Annotated in this window: 17 protein-coding genes; 8 read left to right on the top strand and 9 right to left on the bottom strand. The window is 70.3% G+C overall.

Features of this window, described 5'->3' with window-relative positions; translation table 11 throughout:
• Positions 1-43: 43 nt before the first annotated feature.
• The 3 genes from FHT37_RS11270 to rraA all read left to right on the top strand — a co-directional run bounded on the left by FHT37_RS11270 (position 44) and on the right by rraA (position 2,670).
• A complete protein-coding gene (locus FHT37_RS11270) occupies positions 44-1,768 on the top strand; it encodes a thiamine pyrophosphate-binding protein (RefSeq protein ID WP_183480813.1) in 1,725 nt (574 codons plus the stop codon).
• 14 nt (positions 1,769-1,782) lie between these two features.
• A complete protein-coding gene (locus FHT37_RS11265) occupies positions 1,783-2,010 on the top strand; it encodes an RNA-binding S4 domain-containing protein (RefSeq protein ID WP_147240705.1) in 228 nt (75 codons plus the stop codon).
• A 123-nt stretch (positions 2,011-2,133) separates the two neighbouring features.
• Complete coding sequence (gene rraA, locus FHT37_RS11260) at positions 2,134-2,670, top strand: ribonuclease E activity regulator RraA (protein ID WP_091732022.1); 537 nt, start codon at positions 2,134-2,136, stop codon at positions 2,668-2,670.
• A 103-nt stretch (positions 2,671-2,773) separates the two neighbouring features.
• On the opposite strand, the gene FHT37_RS11255 is transcribed toward rraA, so the two are convergent.
• The 6 genes from FHT37_RS11255 to FHT37_RS11230 all read right to left on the bottom strand — a co-directional run bounded on the left by FHT37_RS11255 (position 2,774) and on the right by FHT37_RS11230 (position 11,483).
• The gene (locus FHT37_RS11255; RefSeq protein WP_221211000.1) at positions 2,774-4,621 is read right to left on the bottom strand and encodes a bifunctional diguanylate cyclase/phosphodiesterase; all 1,848 of its coding nucleotides are present in this window, start codon (positions 4,619-4,621) and stop codon (positions 2,774-2,776) included.
• Between the two features lie 128 nt (positions 4,622-4,749).
• A complete protein-coding gene (gene serB, locus FHT37_RS11250; protein ID WP_183480812.1) occupies positions 4,750-5,472 on the bottom strand; it encodes a phosphoserine phosphatase SerB in 723 nt (240 codons plus the stop codon).
• Positions 5,473-5,620: 148 nt separating this feature from the next.
• Positions 5,621-6,196, bottom strand: a complete 576-nt coding sequence (locus FHT37_RS11245; RefSeq protein WP_183480811.1) for a PIN domain-containing protein — start codon at positions 6,194-6,196, stop codon at positions 5,621-5,623.
• A complete protein-coding gene (locus FHT37_RS11240) occupies positions 6,183-6,704 on the bottom strand; it encodes a hypothetical protein (protein ID WP_183480810.1) in 522 nt (173 codons plus the stop codon). The genes FHT37_RS11245 and FHT37_RS11240 overlap by 14 nt, the downstream gene beginning before the upstream one ends.
• 55 nt (positions 6,705-6,759) lie before the next feature.
• Positions 6,760-10,227: a transcription-repair coupling factor gene (gene mfd, locus FHT37_RS11235; protein ID WP_183480809.1), complete on the bottom strand. Its 3,468-nt coding sequence runs from the start codon at positions 10,225-10,227 to the stop codon at positions 6,760-6,762.
• 200 nt (positions 10,228-10,427) lie between these two features.
• Positions 10,428-11,483 (bottom strand): RNA methyltransferase, encoded by a 1,056-nt coding sequence (locus FHT37_RS11230; RefSeq protein WP_183480807.1) that lies wholly within the window; start codon positions 11,481-11,483, stop codon positions 10,428-10,430.
• Between the two features lie 81 nt (positions 11,484-11,564).
• Here FHT37_RS11230 and ispD point away from each other — a divergent pair, with 81 nt between their 5' ends.
• From ispD to FHT37_RS11210, 4 genes are all read left to right on the top strand, one after another.
• Positions 11,565-12,302: a 2-C-methyl-D-erythritol 4-phosphate cytidylyltransferase gene (gene ispD, locus FHT37_RS11225; protein ID WP_183480805.1), complete on the top strand. Its 738-nt coding sequence runs from the start codon at positions 11,565-11,567 to the stop codon at positions 12,300-12,302.
• Positions 12,299-13,054 carry a type I methionyl aminopeptidase gene (gene map / locus FHT37_RS11220; protein ID WP_183480803.1) on the top strand — a complete coding sequence of 252 codons (756 nt, stop codon included), beginning with the start codon at positions 12,299-12,301 and terminating at the stop codon, positions 13,052-13,054. Before ispD ends, map begins: the two co-directional genes overlap by 4 nt.
• Before the next feature lie 93 nt (positions 13,055-13,147).
• On the top strand, positions 13,148-13,636 hold the full coding sequence (ispF, locus tag FHT37_RS11215; RefSeq protein ID WP_147241380.1) for a 2-C-methyl-D-erythritol 2,4-cyclodiphosphate synthase: 489 nt from the start codon (positions 13,148-13,150) through the stop codon (positions 13,634-13,636).
• A 107-nt stretch (positions 13,637-13,743) separates the two neighbouring features.
• Positions 13,744-14,163 carry a GNAT family N-acetyltransferase gene (locus tag FHT37_RS11210; protein ID WP_183480801.1) on the top strand — a complete coding sequence of 140 codons (420 nt, stop codon included), beginning with the start codon at positions 13,744-13,746 and terminating at the stop codon, positions 14,161-14,163.
• 26 nt (positions 14,164-14,189) lie between these two features.
• Here the strand turns inward: FHT37_RS11210 and FHT37_RS11205 are convergent, their stop codons facing one another.
• Positions 14,190-15,515 (bottom strand): ATP-binding protein, encoded by a 1,326-nt coding sequence (locus FHT37_RS11205; RefSeq protein WP_310739739.1) that lies wholly within the window; start codon positions 15,513-15,515, stop codon positions 14,190-14,192.
• 85 nt (positions 15,516-15,600) lie between these two features.
• On the bottom strand, positions 15,601-16,329 hold the full coding sequence (ompR, locus tag FHT37_RS11200) for a two-component system response regulator OmpR (RefSeq protein ID WP_091732051.1): 729 nt from the start codon (positions 16,327-16,329) through the stop codon (positions 15,601-15,603).
• Positions 16,330-16,556: 227 nt separating this feature from the next.
• Between ompR and FHT37_RS11195 the strand changes: the two genes are divergently transcribed.
• Complete coding sequence (locus FHT37_RS11195; protein WP_183480799.1) at positions 16,557-17,294, top strand: SIMPL domain-containing protein; 738 nt, start codon at positions 16,557-16,559, stop codon at positions 17,292-17,294.
• A 102-nt stretch (positions 17,295-17,396) separates the two neighbouring features.
• Here the strand turns inward: FHT37_RS11195 and FHT37_RS11190 are convergent, their stop codons facing one another.
• Positions 17,397-18,167 carry a 3-hydroxybutyrate dehydrogenase gene (locus FHT37_RS11190; RefSeq protein ID WP_091732057.1) on the bottom strand — a complete coding sequence of 257 codons (771 nt, stop codon included), beginning with the start codon at positions 18,165-18,167 and terminating at the stop codon, positions 17,397-17,399.
• Positions 18,168-18,177 lie beyond the last annotated feature (10 nt).

Here is an 18,177-nt window from a genome sequence, read left to right as displayed (position 1 = left end):
TGCCGGCTTGCAATGGCGGGGCTGCTCGCTACAGTGGTCCGCCATGGATCAGCACCGCACCGTCACCCGTCCCGCCGGTCACGTCCTCGTCGAGGCCCTGATCGAGCAAGGCATCACCGATGTCTTCGGCGTTCCCGGCGAGAGTTATCTCGCGGTCCTCGACGGTTTCCATGAGCATCGCGAGTGCATCCGCTTCGTGGCCTGCCGGCAGGAAGGCGGCGCCGCCTTCATGGCCGAGGCGCAGGGCAAGCTGACCGGCCGGCCCGGCATCTGCTTCGTGACGCGCGGCCCCGGCGCGACCAATGCCAGCATCGGCCTGCACACAGCCTTCCAGGATTCGACGCCGATGATCCTGTTCATCGGCCAGGTTGCCTCCGACCAGCGCGATCGCGAGGCCTTCCAGGAAGTCGACTACCGCCAGATGTTGGGCCCCGGCACGCTGGGCATGGCGAAATGGGTCGGCGAGGTGCAGGACCCGGCTCGCCTGCCCGAATACGTCGCCCGCGCCTTCCACACCGCGATGCAGGGCCGCCCCGGACCGGTCGTGCTGGTGCTGCCCGAGGACATGCTCACGCAGCCCACCGATGCACCGGTGCTGCCGCGCGCCAGGCCGGCGGTGGCCTGGCCCGCGCCGGCCGACCTGGTCGAGCTGCAGGCGCGGCTCGAGGCGGCGCAGCGGCCCTTCGTCATCGCCGGCGGCGGCGGCTGGACGCCGCAGGCCTGCGCCGCGCTGCAGGACTTCGCCCAGGCCTGGCAACTGCCCGTCGGCTGCGCCTTCCGCTTCCAGGACCTCTACGACAACCGCGACCCGCTGTATGCGGGCGATGTCGGCATCGGCATCAATCCGGCGCTGGCCCGGCGCATCGCCGAGTCCGACCTGATCCTCGCGATCGGCCCGAGGCTGGGTGAGATGACCACCGGCGGCTACACGCTGCTGAAGGCGCCGCGCCCGGCGCAGCAGCTGGTCCACATCCATGCTGGGCCCGAGGAACTGGGTCGTGTCTACGCGGCCGACCAGATGATCCAGGCCAGCATGAGCGGCGCCGCGCTGGCCCTGCAGCAGCTGCGGCCGCCGGGCGGCCATGCGGAGCTGCCCTGGTTGGACTGGACCCGCGAGGCCCGCGCCGACTACCAGCGCAACCAGCAGGCGCTGCCGGTGGGGCCGATGGACCTGGCGGAGGTGATGCACCTGCTGGATCGCCTGCTGCCCGCCGAGACCATCTTCACCAACGGCGCCGGCAACTACAGCGGCTGGCTGCATCGCTTCCATCGCTACACCGCGCTGCATCAAGGGGGCCGCACGCAACTCGCGCCGACCAGCGGCGCGATGGGCTACGGCTTCCCGGCGGCGGTCGCCGCGGCGCTGCTGCAGCGCGAGCGCTGGGTCGTCAACATCGCCGGCGACGGCGATTTCCTGATGACCGGCCAGGAAATGTCGACCGCCATGGCCCACGGGGCGCGCCGGCTGATCTGCGTCGTCGTCGACAACGGCAGCTACGGCACGATCCGCATGCACCAGGAGCGCGAATACCCCGGCCGCGTCAGCGGCAGCGACCTGCACAACCCCGACTTCGCCGCCCTGGCCCGCGCCTACGGCTGGCAGGCCCACAGCGCCTCGCGCACCGAGGAGGTGGAACCCGCGCTGAGAGCGGCCATCGCCGCGCAGGTGCCGACGCTGCTCCACCTGAAGCTGCCGGTGGAGATCTCCACCAGCCGCGCCACGCTCAGCAGCATCCGGGAGGCGGCGATCAAGCGCCTGGGCCACTGACGGAGAATGCACGGATGTCCGCATCCGCCATCCCCTTCGCCCTGCGCGGCGACTTCATCGAACTCGACAAGCTGCTCAAGGCCACCGCGCTGACCGGCAGCGGCGGCGAGGCCCGGCACTTCATCGCCGAGGGCCAGGTCCGCGTCGACGGCCAGGTCGAGCTGCGCAAGACCGCCAAGGTCCGTGCCGGCCAGGTGGTCGAGTTCAACGGCCAGCGCGTCGAGGTGTTGCCGCCCGCCTGAGCCTGAGCCGGAGCGAGACCGCGCGCCCGCCTGATGACGACCGCGACGAGCCGGCGTTGAAGACCGCGCCGATGATCGCCCCAATGACCGCATCGATGATCGAACCCTTCCAGGAGTGACCCGATGACCAGCCCCAGCGCTTCCAGCCGTGCCGCAATCCGTTTCTCCACCTGCGACCTCTGCGACTCGCTGAAGTCGGACAGCAGTGGCGCCACCCGTTGGCTGCCCGGCAGCCTGTACCGCAGCTACGGCGGACAGGCGCGTTTCGCCGGGCCGGTGGCGACGGTGCGCTGCCTGGACGACAACACGCCGGTGAAGGCGGCCGTCGAGAGCTTCGGGGCCGGCCGCGTGCTGGTGGTCGATGGCGGCGCGTCGCTGCGGCGCGCGCTGCTGGGCGGGAACCTGGCCGCCAGCGCCGCGAAGAACGGCTGGGCCGGCGTGCTGGTGCATGGCGCGGTACGTGACCTCGAGGAACTGCGCGCAGCGGCCGTGGGCATCTTCGCGCTCGGCCATGTTCCGATGCCCACCGAGCGCCGCGAGCCGGGGCTCGCCGACCTGCCGGTGCAAATCGAGGGCATGTGGATCCGTCCAGGCGACTGGCTCTACGCCGACGAGGACGGCGTCGTCATCACGCCCAGCGCGGTGCATCCGGCCGGCTGAGCGACCCGCGACCGCGGCGTCTTCAGCAACTGCAACGACTGCTACGGCCGTTACGGCTGCTGTGATCGGGGCGACCGCGGCGACTGGTGCACCTGCCGCCGGCTCACGCGGCGGCGTCGTGCACCGCCATCCAACCCGGCAAGGCCTCGGGCGCCATCGGCCGGCCGAACAGCCAGCCCTGCGCCGCGTCGCAGCCCATCGTCAGCAGCAGGTCGCGCTGGCCGGCGGTCTCCACGCCTTCTGCAACCACCGTCAGCCCGAGTGACCGGCCGATGCCGATCACGGCGCTGGACAGCGCGCGATCGTCGGCATCCTGCTCCAGGTCGCGCACGAAGCTCTTGTCCAGCTTGAGCTCCGTCACCGGCAGCCGCTTGAGGTAGCTCAGGCTGGAATAACCGGTGCCGAAGTCGTCCACCGACACGCCCACGCCCATCTCATGGAGCTGCTGCAGCTGCGCGCGCGGGCGGCTGGTGTCGTCGAGCATCAGCCGCTCGGTGACCTCCAGCGTCAGGTCGCTCGCCGCCAGGCCGTGCCGCGCCAGCAGCGCCCGCGCATGCGCCGCGACGTCATCCTGGTGGAAGCGCTGCGGCGACACGTTGACCGACAGGCCGGGGACGTCGACGCCCTGGGCCCGCCAGCGCGCCAGCTGGGCGCAGGACTGCTCCAGCACCCAGGCGTCCAGCGCGTTGATCAGGCCGCTCTCCTCGGCGACCGGGATGAAGCGGTCCGGCGGCACCCAGCCGCGCTCGGCATCGTGCCAGCGCAGCAGGGCCTCGACCCCGACCAGCCGGCGATCGCTCAGCCGGATCTTGGGCTGGAAGTGCAGCTGCAGCAGCCCCTGGGACAACGCGTGGCGTAGCGCCGCCTCGATGTCCAGCCGCTCGTCCAGCGCCTGGTTCATCGCCCGCAGGAAGAAGCGCGCGCAATCGCGGCCGGCGCGCTTGGCTTCGTACATCGCGATGTCGGCGTTCTTGAGCAGCTGGTCGAGGTCCTGGCCGTCCTTGGGAAAGCCGCAGACGCCGATGCTGGCCGTCATCTGCACCCGGGCATGGCTGCCGTCGAGCGGGATCGGCGCCTCCAGCACCGCGCGCAGCTTGTCGGCGACATGCATCGCATCCTCGACGGTGCAGCCCGGCAGCAGCGCGACGAACTCGTCGCCGCCCAGCCGCGCCAGCGTGTCGCTGTCGCGCAGCGCTCCCGACAGGCGCTTGGAGATGTGCTTCAGCACCTGGTCGCCGACCGCGTGCCCGAGCGAGTCGTTGACCGTCTTGAAGCGGTCGATGTCCAGCAGCAGCAGCGCGGCGGGCGACTCGCTGCGCAGGGCCAGCAGCAGCGCCTGGCGCGCCCGGTCGGCCAGCAGCGTGCGGTTGGGCAGGCCGGTGACGCCGTCGAAGTAGGCCAGGCGTTCGATCTCGCGCTGGTGCCGGTCATGCATGAAGGCGATCTGGCACAGCTGAGCGCAGGCCTGCACCATGCGGCGATGGAAGGGCGCGGCGGCGCGCGGTTCGCGGTAGTACAGGGCGAAGGTGGCGACGACCTGGTCCGTCCCCAGCAGGATGGGCGTCGACCAGCAGGCGGCCAGGCCGTGCGGCAATGCCAGCTCGCGGAAATCGGCCCAGAGCGGGTCGTTGGCGATGTCGGTGACCTCGACCGGCTGCCGGCGCCAGGCGGCGGTGCCGCAGGAGCCCGCCCGCGGGCCGATCGAGAAGCCCTCCAGGGCGCCGCTGAAGGAGGTGGGCAGGCTGGGCGCCGCCAGCGGATGGACCCGACCGTCCTCGTCGACCGAGAGCACCGAGCAGATCACCTCCGGCGCCAAGGTCTCGACGCCGCGGCACAGCAGGTCCATCACCGCGGCCAGCGGACGGCCCAGGGCCACCGCTTCCAGCACGTCGCGCTGGAGGTGGTCGATGGAGGCCTGCTCATCGGTTCTTGTCGCGTGCTGTTCCCGCATCGCTGCTCCCTGTAGCCCCGGCGAGCATGGCAGGGAAGCGGCGCCGCTTCAAGAGCGCCGGCGGGCGGGGCGGCGGCGCCCGGGGGGATGGTCGTGAATGAATGCGCGGGCGGGCCGCCGTGGCCGGGTCAGCGCAGCACGTCCAGCAGCCGGTCCAGGCCACCGTCGTTGATGGCGACCATCGCCTGCTCGCGCACCTTGGGTTTGGCGTGGTACGCGACCGACAGGCCGGCGGCGCCCATCATCGGCAGGTCGTTGGCGCCGTCGCCCACGGCGATGCACTGCGCGGACGTGGCGCCGATGCGCTCGGCGCAGGCCAGCATCATGCGGCGCTTCTCCTCGCCGTCGCAGATGTCGCCCCAGTCCTGCATCACCAGGCCGCCGGTCAGCGCGCCGTCGACGATCTCCAGCTCATTGCTGCGGACGAAGTCCATGCCCAGCTCGCCCGCGACGAAGCGGGTGAAGTAAGTGAAGCCGCCCGACACCAGCACCAGCTTCAGGCCCGCCGCCTTCAGCGCGGCGCAGAGTTCGCGCGCGCCGGGATTGAATCTCAGCCGGTCGCGCAGCACCTGCGCCAGGGCGTCCTCGCCGACGCCCTTGAGCAGCGCCAGCCGGCGGCGCAGGCTGTCCTTGAAGTCGGTGATCTCGCCCCGCATCGCGGCCTCGGTGATCGCGGCGACCTCGGCCTTGCGGCCCGCGGCCGCGGCGATCTCGTCGATGCATTCGATCGTGATCAGCGTGGAGTCCATGTCGAAGGCGGCGAGCTTGAAGTCGCGCAGCGCCAGCGGCGCGGTGAAGCCCTGCAGGACGAGCGGGGACAGCGGGGAGGTGGAGGTCGACGAGGAGGTCATGCGGGCAGGGCGGCGAGTGGGGCGAGCGGGGCGCGAATGGGGCGCGAGTGGGGCAGGGGGCGCTTGAACGCGGAAGGTCCCCGTCGGCGATCAGGACGACCAGCCGGCGGGGACGGGCGGGAGCTTAGCGCACTCGCCGGGGCGGGCCTCAATGCGCATGGGCCGTGGCGTAGGGGGCGGCGCGTGCGCCGGTCATCCAGGCTGCCGGCGGCAGGTCCAGGCCAGGACCCGCAAGACCTCGCAGCGGGAGATACGCGGCTGCCGGCTCCGCGACGCCACGCCGCCGGTTCGCGAACTCGGCGACGCCCCAGGTCTCCAGCTTCAAGCCCTCGATGTGCGACAGCGCCTTGTCGTCGCTCACCAAGGTCGCACCGAGCGCCATCGCGTGCGCGGCGATCGCCATGTCGAACTGCTCCTTGGGCAGGCCTCGCCGCTCCAGCGAGGCCTTGATACAGGCGAAGAGATCGGAGAACCACAGGCCCGGGCCGAGGTATTCGACGCGGATGCGGCGCATCAACTCCCGCAGGCGCAGTTCCTTGCCGGGCGAGGGATTCTTTTCGAGCCCGGCAAAGACCTCCGCCTGGACGATCACGCTGATGGCGATCCGTCCCCGCAGCGCCGCGAATCGCTCTTCGCAATAGACGCGCTGCACCCGCGCTTTCGGATCCATCATGTAGCTCAGGATGTTGGTGTCGAGCATGTAGAGCGGTTCAACGCGATCCATGTTGTACCTCCCAGGCTTCGAACCGCGCGCGTCGGATGCGCTCGACTTCAGGACCGTCTTCCCAATCGTCGAGTCCACCCACGCGGGCCCGCACCGGTTTGCCGTAGTTCTCCGGCAGATAGGGGCAGGTCTCGCAGCCCTCGCGCGCATGCACGATGAGTCGCGCGATGCGTTTGCTCTTGAAGATCGTGCGGATGAATGAATCCGGATCGCTCAGGCGGTCGTCCGGCGGCAGGTGGCGGCAGTCGAGGCAGGTCATCGCGTAGGCGCAGCCCCGCTCCTTGGCGGCGATCTCGGCGTCGCGCTCGGCTTGCCAGGCGTCCTCCTCCGCGTCTTCCTCCGCGTCTTCCTCCGCGTCTTCCTCCGCGCGCTCCCGCGCCTGGCGGGCCGCCGCGGCCTCGATCGATTCGCCCACATCGATCCCGGGTGACAGGGGCATGTGCTGATGCATCGGCATCTCCAGAAGTTGAGAAGCCCTCAGTCTAGGAAGCGGTTCCGCCGGGGTCACTGACCCGGACTCGTGGACCTGCCCGACGCCTGCCAGCAGTTCGAGCAGGTCTCGATCACGCCTGCGCGACCGGCGCGCCCAGAAGCCGCAGCACCTCGCGCACCGCCTGCGCGCGGTCCTTGGGATCGGTCAGCGCCTTGTCGATGCGCAGCTTCTCGTTGCCCACCAGCTTGATGTTGCGGTTCTTCTGCACCAGCTCGATCACGCGCATCGGATCGATCGGCGGATTGGGCCGGAAGTTGATGTTGATGACGCTGGGCGCCGCGTCGATCTTCATCACGCCGTAGGGCTTGGCCAGCACCCGCAGCCGGTGCGTGTCGAACAGCGTCTGCCCCTGCGCCGGCAGCTTGCCGAAGCGGTCGGTGATCTCCTCCAGCATCGCGTCGATCTGCTCGGCGCGGTCGGCCGTGGCCAGCCGCTTGTACAGCGACAGCCGCTGGTGCACGTCGCCGCAGTAGGCGTCGGGCAGCAGCGCGGGCGCGTGCAGGTTGATCTCGGTCGTCGCCGACAGCGGGCTGAGCAGGTCCGGCTCGCGCCCGGCCTTGAGCGAGCGCACCGCCTCGGACAGCATCTCGTTGTAGAGCTGGAAGCCCACCTCCATCATGTTGCCGCTCTGGTGCTCGCCCAGCACTTCGCCGGCGCCGCGGATCTCGAGGTCGTGCATCGCCAGGTAGAAGCCCGAGCCCAGTTCCTCCATCGCCTGGATCGCTTCGAGCCGCTGCGCCGCCTGCTTGGTCAGGCCCTCGATGTCCGGCACCATCAGGTAGGCATAGGCCTGATGGTGCGAGCGCCCGACGCGGCCGCGCAGCTGATGCAGCTGCGCCAGGCCGAACTTGTCGGCGCGGCTGATGACGATGGTGTTGGCCGAGGGCACGTCGATGCCGGTCTCGATGATGGTCGAGCACAGCAGCAGGTTGTGCTTGCCGCCGACGAACTCGCGCATCACGCGTTCCAGCTCACGCTCGGGCATCTGGCCGTGGGCGACGACGATGCGCGCCTCGGGCAGCAGCTCCTGCAGCTTCATGCGGCGGTTCTCGATGGTCTCGACCTCGTTGTGCAGGAAGTAGACCTGGCCGCCGCGCTTGAGCTCGCGCAGCACCGCCTCGCGGATGGTGCCGCTGGTCTCGCTGCGAACGAAGGTCTTGATCGCCAGGCGCCGCTGCGGCGCGGTGGCGATGACGCTCAGGTCGCGCAGGCCCTCCAGCGCCATGCCCAGCGTGCGCGGGATGGGCGTGGCGGTCAGCGTCAGCACGTCGACCTCGGCGCGCATGGCCTTCATCGCCTCCTTGTGGCGCACGCCGAAGCGGTGCTCCTCGTCGATGACGAGCAGGCCCAGGCGCTTGAACTTCACGTCGGCCGAGAGCAGCTTGTGCGTGCCGATGACGATGTCGATCGAGCCGTCGGCCAGGCCCTCCATCGCCGCCTTGATCTCCTTGGCGGAGCGGAAGCGGCTCATCTCGGCGACCTTGACCGGCCACTTGCCGAAGCGGTCGGCGATGTTCTGGTAATGCTGCTCGGCCAGCAGCGTGGTGGGCGCGAGCAGCGCCACCTGCTTGCCGCCCATCACCGCGACGAAGGCCGCGCGCAGCGCGACCTCGGTCTTGCCGAAGCCGACGTCGCCGCACACCAGCCGGTCCATCGGCTTGGGGCTGATCATGTCCTGGATGACGGCGTGGATCGCGGCGCGCTGGTCGGGCGTCTCCTCGAAGCCGAAGCTCGCGGCGAAGGCCTCGTAGTCGTGCGGCGAGTAGCGGAACGCATGGCCCTCGCGCGCGGCGCGGCGGGCGTAGAGGTTGAGCAGCTCGGCGGCGGTGTCGCGCACCTGCTCCGCGGCCTTGCGCTTGGCCTTGTCCCACTGGCCGGAGCCCAGCTTGTGCAGCGGCGCCTCTTCCGCGCTGACGCCGGTGTAGCGGCTGATCAGGTGCAGTTGCGCGACCGGCACGTAGAGCGTGGCCTTGTCGGCGTACTCCAGGTGCAGGAACTCGCTGGGGCCATCGCCAAGATCGATGTTGATCAGGCCCAGATAGCGGCCGATGCCGTGGTTGGTGTGCACCACCGGGTCGCCGACCTTCAGCTCCGACAGGTCCTTGATCAGCGCGTTGACGTCGCTGACCTGCTCCTGCTTGCGGCGCCGGCGCGTGGTCGGCGTCGTGGCGAACAGCTCGGTCTCGGTGAAGAGCTGGATCTGGCGGCCCTCGTCGGGCTCGTTCCAGAAGAAGCCCGCGGCCAGCGGGGCCGCGGTGATCGCGAAGCGCTCATCGCGGTTGGCTTCGAACTCGGCGAGGTCCTTGACCGAGGGCGGATCGATCCGGTTGTCGCGCAGCAGCTCGAGCAGGCTTTCGCGGCGGCCCTCGCTCTCGGCCAGCAGCAGCACGCGGAAGGCCGTGTCCTTCAGATGGGCCGCCAGGCGCGCCAGCGGCTCCTGCGCGCCGCGCTCGACGCTGACGTCGGGCAGCGGCCGCGCGTAGTCGACCGGTTCCTGGCCGCGCACCGACAGCACCGCGTGGCGGTGCGTCGCGGTGAAGAACTCCTCGGGCCGCAGGAAGATCTCCTCGGGCGGCAGGATGGGCCGGTCCGGGTCGTGCTGCAGGAAGCGGTGGCGCTCGCGGGTGTCGGTCCAGAAGCGCTGCAGCGCCTCGTCGACCTCGCCGTGCAGCGCCAGGCCGGCCTCGGCGGGCAGGTAGTCGAAGACGCTGGCGACCTCGTCGAAGAACAGCGGCAGGTAGTACTCGATGCCGGCGGTGGCGAGGCCCGTGTCGATGTCCTTGTAGATGCGCGACTTGGTCGGATCGCCGTCCATCTTCTCGCGCCAGCGCGCGCGGAAGGCCTTGCGCGAACTCTCGTCCATCGGAAACTCGCGCCCGGGCAGCAGGCGCACCTCCGGCACCGGATAGAGCGAGCGCTGCGAGTCCGGATCGAAGACGCGGATCGAATCCACCTCGTCGCCGAACAGGTCGACGCGGTAGGGCACCGGCGAGCCCATCGGGTAGAGATCGATCAGGCCGCCGCGCACCGCGTACTCGCCGGGCGAAACCACCTGGCTGACATGCTGGTAGCCGCCCAGCGTCAGCTGCTGCTTCAGGCCGGCCTCGTCCAGGCGCTGCTTCTGGCGGAAGTTGAAGGTCGTCGCCGCCAGGAAGGACGGCGGCGCGAGCCGGGTGAGGGCGGTGGTCGCGGGCAGCAGCACGACGTCGAGGTCGCGCTCGGCCACCGGTTTGCCGCCGGCCTGCAGCAGCCGCCACAGCGTGGCCAGTCGCTCGGAGATCAGGTCCTGGTGCGGGCTGAAGCTGTCATAGGGCAGGGTTTCCCAGTCCGGGAACACGGCCACGCGCAGCTCGGGCGCGAAGAACTTGAGCTCGTCCTCCAGGCGCTGGGTGTCGCCGGGCTCGGCGGTGACGATCACCGTCAGGCGCCCGGCGGCCAGCTGCTGCCGCGCGAAGCGGGCGAGCAGCAGCGCGTCGGCGGAGCCGGTGGGGCGGGGCAGGGTGAAGCGTTTGCCGGGGGAGATCGTGGACAGCTGCATGGCGCACAAATGAGGACAGCCCCGGAAGGGGCTCGCCGGAATTGTAGGGAGGGCGCGGCGACACGCGATGTCAGGAGCGCGAGGTGGTCCGCCGGCGTCGCTGGATGCCGAGCAGCCGGCATGCCCGGCATCGTGGCGAAGACCGGCGTCAGCGCCGCGATCGCGCCGGCGACCGTGCCGGCGACCATGCTGGCAAACGCTCAGCCGGCCGGCGTGATCGGGATCGCCCGGCGCATGTCGCGCATCGTCGCCGGCGTGTCCAGGCTGCGCGCGCGCAGCTGACCGCAGCCGCCGTCGACGTCCTGCCCGGCGGAATCGCGCAGCTTGGTCAGCACGCCGCGCTGGTGCAGGCGACGGGCGATGTCGCGCGCCTTGTCCCAGTCCGGGCGCTGGAAGGGCAGCTCGGGCACGCTGTTGTAGGGAATCATGTTGAGCACGCCGTAGCGACCCCGCAGCAGCTCGACGATGCCGTCGAGTTCGTCCTCGCCGTCGTTGACGCCTTCGAGCAGCGTCCACTGGTACTGGATGGGGTAGCCGGTCGCCCGGGCGTAGCGCTCGCCGGCCTCGACGAGCTCACGCGGTGTCAGCCGCGGCGCGCGCGGCAGCAGTTCCTGCCGCAGCGCCGCCTTGGTCGTGTGCAGCGACAGCGCCAGCGCCGGCTTCACCGGTCCGGCGCCCAGTCGCTCGAACGCGCGTGGATCGCCGACCGTCGAGAACACCAGCTGCTTGTGGCCGATGTTCCCTTCCGTGCCGAGCAGCTCGATCGCCTCGAGCACCGCGTCCAGGTTGTGCGACGGCTCGCCCATGCCCATGAACACGACCTTCTTCACCACGCGCTCGCGCCGCGCCAGCGCCACCTGGGCGACGATCTCGGCGCTGGTGACCTGGCGCAGCAACCCGTCCTTGCCGGTCATGCAGAAGCGGCAGCCCACCGCGCAGCCGACCTGGCTGGAGACGCACAGGCCGTCGCGCGGCAGCAGCACGCTCTCGACGGTCTGGCCGTCGCGCAGTCCGACCAGCAGGCGCGCGGAGCCGTCCTCGCCCGGATGGCGCTCGACCAGCGTCGCCAGGCCGTGGAGCTCGTCCATCAGCGCCGGCAGCGCCTCGCGCACCGCTTGCGGCAGGTAGTGCTCCAGCTTGCGCCGACCCTCGGTCAGCGGCCGGGCCTGGACCCAGTGGCGCAGCACGCGGCCCACGTGGGCGTCGTTGGCGCCCAGCGCGGCGAGGCGGCGTCGGAGGTCGGCGATGGCGAGCACGGGAATCGGATCCGGGAAGGGCGAAGGGCCGGATTTTCGCCGATCGGTCCGCCCGGGCGCCGCTCCCTACAATCGCGCCCCATGAGTTCCTTCCCGATCGGCCCCGCGGGGATGCAGCCGCGCTGCTTCGCGCTGGTGCCCGCCGCCGGCGTCGGCAGCCGCTCCGGCGCCGACCGTCCCAAGCAGTACGTCCCGCTCGCCGGCCAGGCGCTGATCGCCCACACGCTGCAGGCGCTGGGCGCGGTGGCCCGGATCGACGCCACCCTGGTCGTGCTGTCGCCCGAGGACGACCAGTTCGAGGCCGCCGTGCCCGGCTTCGCGGGCGAGCGCGGCTGGGTCGTCCGCACCGGCGGCGCCACGCGCGCCGAGACCGTCGCCGCCGGCCTGTCGGCGCTGCGCGAGCGCGGCGTGCAGCCGCACGACTGGGTGCTGGTGCATGACGCCGCCCGCTGCCTGCTGCGGCCCGAATGGGTCGACGCGCTGATCGATGCCTGCGCCGACGACGAGGTCGGCGGCCTGCTCGCGCTGCCCGTCGCCGACACGCTCAAGGACGCCGCCGCGGCTGCGGACGGCGCGGCCCGCGTCGCCGCCACCGTCGATCGCCGCGGCAAGTGGTCCGCGCAGACGCCGCAGATGTTCCGGCTGGGCCTGCTCGCGCCGGCGCTGGCCGGGCCGCTGGACGGCGTCACCGACGAGGCCAGCGCGGTCGAGGCGCTGGGCCACGCGCCGCGCCTGGTCGAGGCCTCGATGGAGAACTTCAAGGTCACCTATCCCGCCGACTTCGCGTTGGCCGAACGCCTGCTGAGGAGCCGCGCATGACGGTCGAATCCGATGACGACATCCAGGGCCTGAAGGCCGTCGGTGAAGCCGTCGCCACCGTGCTGCGCCGCATGCTGGACGCGATCCGGCCCGGCATGACCACCCGCGAGCTCGACGACATGGGCGCCCGCTGGCTGGAGGACTTCGGTGCCCGGTCCGCGCCGCGCGTCATGTACGACTTCCCCGGCGCCACCTGCATCAGCATCAACGAGCAGGCCGCGCATGGCATTCCCGGTGACCGCGTCATCCAGAAGGGCGACGTCGTCAACGTGGACGTGTCGGCCGAGATGAATGGCTACTTCGGCGACACCGGCGGCACGCGCATCGTCCCGCCGACGACGCCGACCAAGACCCAGCTGGTCTTCGCCGCGCAGTACGCGCTGGAGCAGGCGATGAAGGAAGTGAAGCCGGGCGCGCGGCTCAACCGCATCGGCCATGCGATCGAGCGGGTGGCCAAGGCGCACAAGTTCAAGATCATCGAGAACCTGTGCAGCCACGGCGTCGGCCGCTCGCTGCACGAGGAGCCCAAGACCATCCCCGGCTACTACGACCCGAACGACACGCGCATCCTCGAGGAAGGCATGGTCATCACCATCGAACCCTTCCTCTCGACCAAGAGCCGCTGGGTCGACGAGGAGGCCGACGGCTGGACGCTGTCCGGCGTCAAGGGCAACCTCTCCGCGCAGTTCGAGCACACGATGATCGTGACCCGCAACGGACCGCTGGTCGTGACGAACGCACTGCCGCACTGATCCGGGCGCCACGCGCCTCCCGCAGAACCGCAAACCCCGCTGACTCCGCTGACTCCGCTGACTCCGCTGACTCCGCAGCTTCGCATCCACGCCATGGCTTTGAACTTCCGTATCGGTGAGGGCTGGGACACCCACCAGCTCGTCGCCGGCCGCCCGCTGATCCTCGGCGGCATCACCATCCCGCACACGCACGGCCTGCTGGGCCATTCGGACGCGGACGCGCTCGCGCACGCGATCACCGACGCATTGCTCGGCGCCGCCGCGCTGGGCGACATCGGCAAGCTCTTCCCCGACACCGCCGCGGAGTTCAAGGGGGCGGACTCGATGGTGCTGCTGGCCGAGGCCTACCGCCGCGTGAAGGCGCTGGGCTGGGTCATCGGCAACGTCGACACGACCATCGTGGCGCAGCAGCCCAAGATGGCGCCGCACATCCCGGCGATGCGCGAGCGGCTGGCGCAGGTGCTGGACATCGACGCCGGTCAGATCAACGTGAAGGCCAAGACGGCCGAGAAGATGGGTCCCGTCGGCGAGCTCAAGGCCATCGAGGCGCGCGCGGTCTGCCTGCTGGTGCGCGACGCCTGAAGACCTTCACCCCCGCTCTTTCCCGCCAGCGCGCGAAGGAGCCGGCGGTGGGGCGGCATGCACGGCGTCCTGACATGGTTCGACAGCGGCTGGCCCAGAATCGGGTCATGAACGACACCGCCATCACCGTCCTCCTGGCGACGCCCGACGCCGCGACTTATCGCCATCTGCGCGTGGCCAGCGGCCTCAGCGACAAGTCCGCTGAAGCGGTCGCGCAGGGCCTGCCCAACACGCTTTTCGCGGTCCAGTTGCTTGACGCGGGCGGACAACCGGTCGCGATGGGCCGCGTCATCGGCGACGGCGGTTGCTTCTATCAGGTCTGCGACATCGCGGTCCTGCCCGCGCATCAGGGGCGCGGGCTGGGCAAGCGGATCATGACCGAGATCCGCCGCTGGCTTGATGCCCATGTGCCCCAAGGCGGCTACGTGAGCCTGATCGCGGACGGCGATGCCCAGCACCTCTACGCGAAATTCGGCTTCAAGCCGACAGCACCCGCCTCGATCGGCATGGCGCTCTCGCGCCGCTGAGACGGCGGGGACCGCCGCCACTCGTCTCAGACGCTGGCCCGCTTGAGCCGCAGCTGCGCGACGAAGCCGCTGTCGTCGGCGTTGGACAGGCGCAGGTGAGCGCCCAGGCGCTGCACCGACTTCTCGACGATCGCCAGCCCCAGTCCCGCGCCGGTCGCGGCGGTGCGGGCGGTGTCGCCGCGATAGAACGGGGTCGTCAGCTTCGACAGCTTGTCCGGCGGCACGCCCGGGCCGTGGTCGCGCACCGTCAGCAGCACCCAGGCGCTGTCGGCCTCGGCGGTGACGTCCACGCGCGCGGGCTCGTCGCCGTGATGGCCGTAGCGGCGCGCGTTCTCGAAGAGGTTGAGCAGGATGCGGCCCAGCTCGGTCGGGTCGGTCCAGATGCGCAGCGCCGCGGACAGCCGCACGCTGATCACGATCTGCTGCGGGTCGCGGAAGCCCTGCGCCTCGCGCTCCACCAGCTCGCGCAGGTTGAGCGCCTGCAGTTGCAGCTCGCTGGGCCGCGCGTAGTCCATGAACTTGTTGATGATCGCGTCGAGCTGGTCGATGTCCTGCGCGATGTAGGTCCGCGCCTGCTCGTCGTTGACGCTCATCTCGGCCTCGAGCCGCAGGCGCGCCAGCGGCGTGCGCAGGTCATGCGAGATGCCCGCCAGCATCACGCTGCGGTCCTCTTCCATCTTGGCCAGCTCGCGCGCCATCCGGTTGAAGCCCATGTTGACCTCGCGGATCTCGCTGGTCAGCGTGCTTTCGTCCAGGCGCGAGTCGTATTCGCCCTCGCGGATGCGGCTGGCGGCGATGGACAGCTCGCGCAGCGGCTGGTTGATCAGCCGCGCGATCGCGGCCGCGCCCAGCAGCGAGGCGCCCAGCGCGATCGCGATCCACCACCAGTTGCTGGAGATGTTGGCCTGCAGCGGCGCGGGATTGGTCTGCAGCCAGAACTGGTCGGGCCCGACGTCGAAGCGCACCCACAGCCCCGGCACGCCGTTCAGGCCGCTGGCCAGCACGGTCTGCGGCCCCAGCCGCGAGACCAGTTCCTTGCGCAGGCGCTGCGCGAAGGGAGAGTTCTCATAAGGGAGCCAGCGGTCGGTGGCCTCGGCCACCTCGACCGACACCGCCTCGCTGCGCGCGATCGACTTGACCACCGCGACCCGGTTGATGGCGTCGGTGCTGGACAGCGCCACCCGCGACAGGTTCACCAGGCCGGCCAGTTGCTGCGCGGCCTCGAGCGCCTTCGGTTCGGCCTCCAGGGCCTTGAAGGTCTGCTGCCAGGCCAGCACGCCCGCGGCCAGCAGCAGCGCCAGCAGCGCGAAGGTGCGCCAGAACAGGTTGAGCGCCAGACGGGGAGGGGTCACGGGAATCGACGGCATTCAAGGGCTCGGCCGTCGGCCGTCGCCGGCCTCCGGACTTGCGCACGCGGCGCGGCGGGCGGGCGGCCGATCAGGCCGCCTCGTCGGGCACGAACACGTAGCCCACGCCCCAGACGGTCTGGATGAAGCGCGGTTGCGCCGGGTCCTCTTCCAGCAGCTTGCGCAGGCGCGAGACCTGCACGTCCAGGCTGCGGTCGAAGGGCTCGAACTCCCGGCCGCGGGCCAGCATCGCCAGCTTGTCGCGCGACAGCGGTTGGCGCGGATGCCGCACCAGCGCCTTCAGCATCGAGAACTCGCCGGTGGTCAGCGGCACCGGCTCGCCGTTCTTGGCCAGGCGGCGCAGCGCCAGGTCGAACTCGAACGGGCCGAACTGGACCGTCATCGGTTCCTTGGACGGCGCGCCCGGGGCTTCCGGCGGCGGGCGACGGCGCAGCACCGCATTGATGCGGGCCAGCAGTTCGCGGGGGTTGAAGGGCTTGGCCAGGTAGTCGTCGGCGCCAACCTCCAGGCCGACGATGCGGTCCACTTCCTCGACCTTGGCCGTCAGCATGATGATCGGCGTGTTGTCGCCCGCGGCGCGCAGCCGGCGGCAGATCGACAGGCCGTCCTCGCCCGGGAGCATCAGGTCCAGGACGATCAGGTCCACCGTCTCGCGGGTGAGCTGCTTGTTCAGCGCCTTGCTGTCCTCGGCCAGCAGGACCTCGAAGCCTTCCTGGGCGAGATAACGGCGCAGCAGGTCGCGGATGCGGGCATCGTCGTCCACGACCAGGATGCGGTTAGGGCGGGTTGTGCTTTGCATGGCGGCCACTCCGGAATTTGTAACAGCGGCACTGTAAGGGCAGTTTTCCCGCCTGTTTGCGGGATGCAGCAGTCCTTACTGGATGGTTACATCTTTTGTAACAGCGCCGTGGAGACCTCACAAGAGGTGGGTTGAATGGCCCAAAAGAGGGGTGCAGCGCCGGTCAACCGTGACGGTTTCCTCACCCGTTATGCTGGCCTCCCCGAGGACTCTCCGTAGGAACCCGAATGATCCGAACCTCCAAGACGCTGACCCGTGCCCTGATCGCCGCTGGCGCGATCGCCCTGGTGCCAGCAGTTTCGTATGCCGAACCTGCGAAGACCGACGTCCTGGCGCTGAGCGCCTCCGCCACCACCGAGGTGGCTCGCGACCTGCTCCAGTTGCGCTTCTCCACGACGCGCGAGGGCAAGGAAGCCGCCGCGGTCCAGAACGAGCTCAAGCAGGCGCTGGACGCCGCGCTGGCCGAGGCCCGCAAGATCGCCAAACCGGGCCAAGTCGACCTGCAGGCCGGCAACCTGTCCGTCTATCCGCGCTACGGCCAGGTGAAGCCGGGCACGAGCGGCTCGCCGCAGATCACCGGCTGGCAAGGCAGCGTGGAACTGCTGGTGCAGGGCCGTGACATGGAAGCCATCTCCAAGCTGAGCGGCCGCATCCAGTCGCTGGCCATCGCCAACGTGAGCTACGGGCTGTCGCGCGAGGCGCGCGAGAAGGCCGAGAACGAGGTGGTGTCCCAGGCCATCGCCAGCTACAAGGCCAAGGCCTCGGTGTACGCGCAGCAGTTCGGCTACGCCGGCTACCGGATCGGCGAGGTCAGCGTGAACGCCGACCAGCCGATGCCGGTGATGATGGCCGCGGCGCCCCGCTTCAAGGCGATGGCCGTGGCCGCCGACGAGGCGCTGCCGGTCGAGTCCGGCAAGGCCACCGTGACGGTCAACGTCAGCGGCAATGTCGTGATGACGCGGTGATGGTGCGGTGGTGATCCGCTGATGACCTGCTGGGGGCGCTCCCCCTGAACGAAAGACGCCCGGCTCGACCGGGCGTTTTTCCTTGCAGCGGGGCTGCCCGGCTTACTGGGCGGTCCAGCCGCCGTCCATCGCCCAGGCTTGGCCGCGCACATTGACCGCGGCGTCCGAGCACAGGAACACCGCCAGCGCGCCGAGCTCTTCCGGCGTCGTGAACTGCAGCGAGGGCTGCTTCTCGGCCAGCAACTGGCGCTTGGCCTCGGCGGGGTCGAGCTTCTCCTTCTCGCTGCGCGCGTCGATCTGCTTCTGCACCAGCGGCGTCAGCACCCAGCCCGGGCAGATCGCGTTGACGGTGACGGGCAGCGTCGCGGTCTCCAGCGCCGCGGCCTTGGTCAGTCCGACCAGGCCGTGCTTGGCCGCCACGTAGGCCGACTTGCCGGCCGAGGCCACCAGCCCATGCGTCGAGGCGATGTTGATGACGCGGCCCCATTGCTTCTTCTTCATGCCGGGCAGGGCCAGCCGCATTGTGTGGAAGGCGGAGCTGAGATTGATCGCCAGGATCGCATCCCACTTCTCGGGCGGGAACTCGTCCACGTTGGCCACGTGCTGGATGCCGGCGTTGTTCACGAGGATGTCGCAGCCGCCGAACTGCTCATCGATATAGGCCATCATGGCTTCGATCTCGGCCGGCTTGCTCATGTCGGCGCCGTGATAACCGACCTTCACGCCCAGCGCCTCGACCTCCGCTTTCGGGCCCGCGTGGTCGCCGAAGCCGTTGAGCACGATGTCCGCGCCCTGGCGGGCCAGGGTCAGGGCAATCCCCAATCCGATGCCGCTCGTCGAGCCGGTGACCAGGGCCGTCTTTCCTTTCAGCATGCCGCGTCCT

The organism is Mitsuaria sp. BK037 (assembly GCF_014193045.1).
Classification (GTDB): Bacteria; Pseudomonadota; Gammaproteobacteria; order Burkholderiales; family Burkholderiaceae_C; genus Roseateles.
The sequence above is the reverse complement of the archived record's forward strand: the minus strand, read 5'-3'. Positions and strand labels throughout refer to the sequence as shown.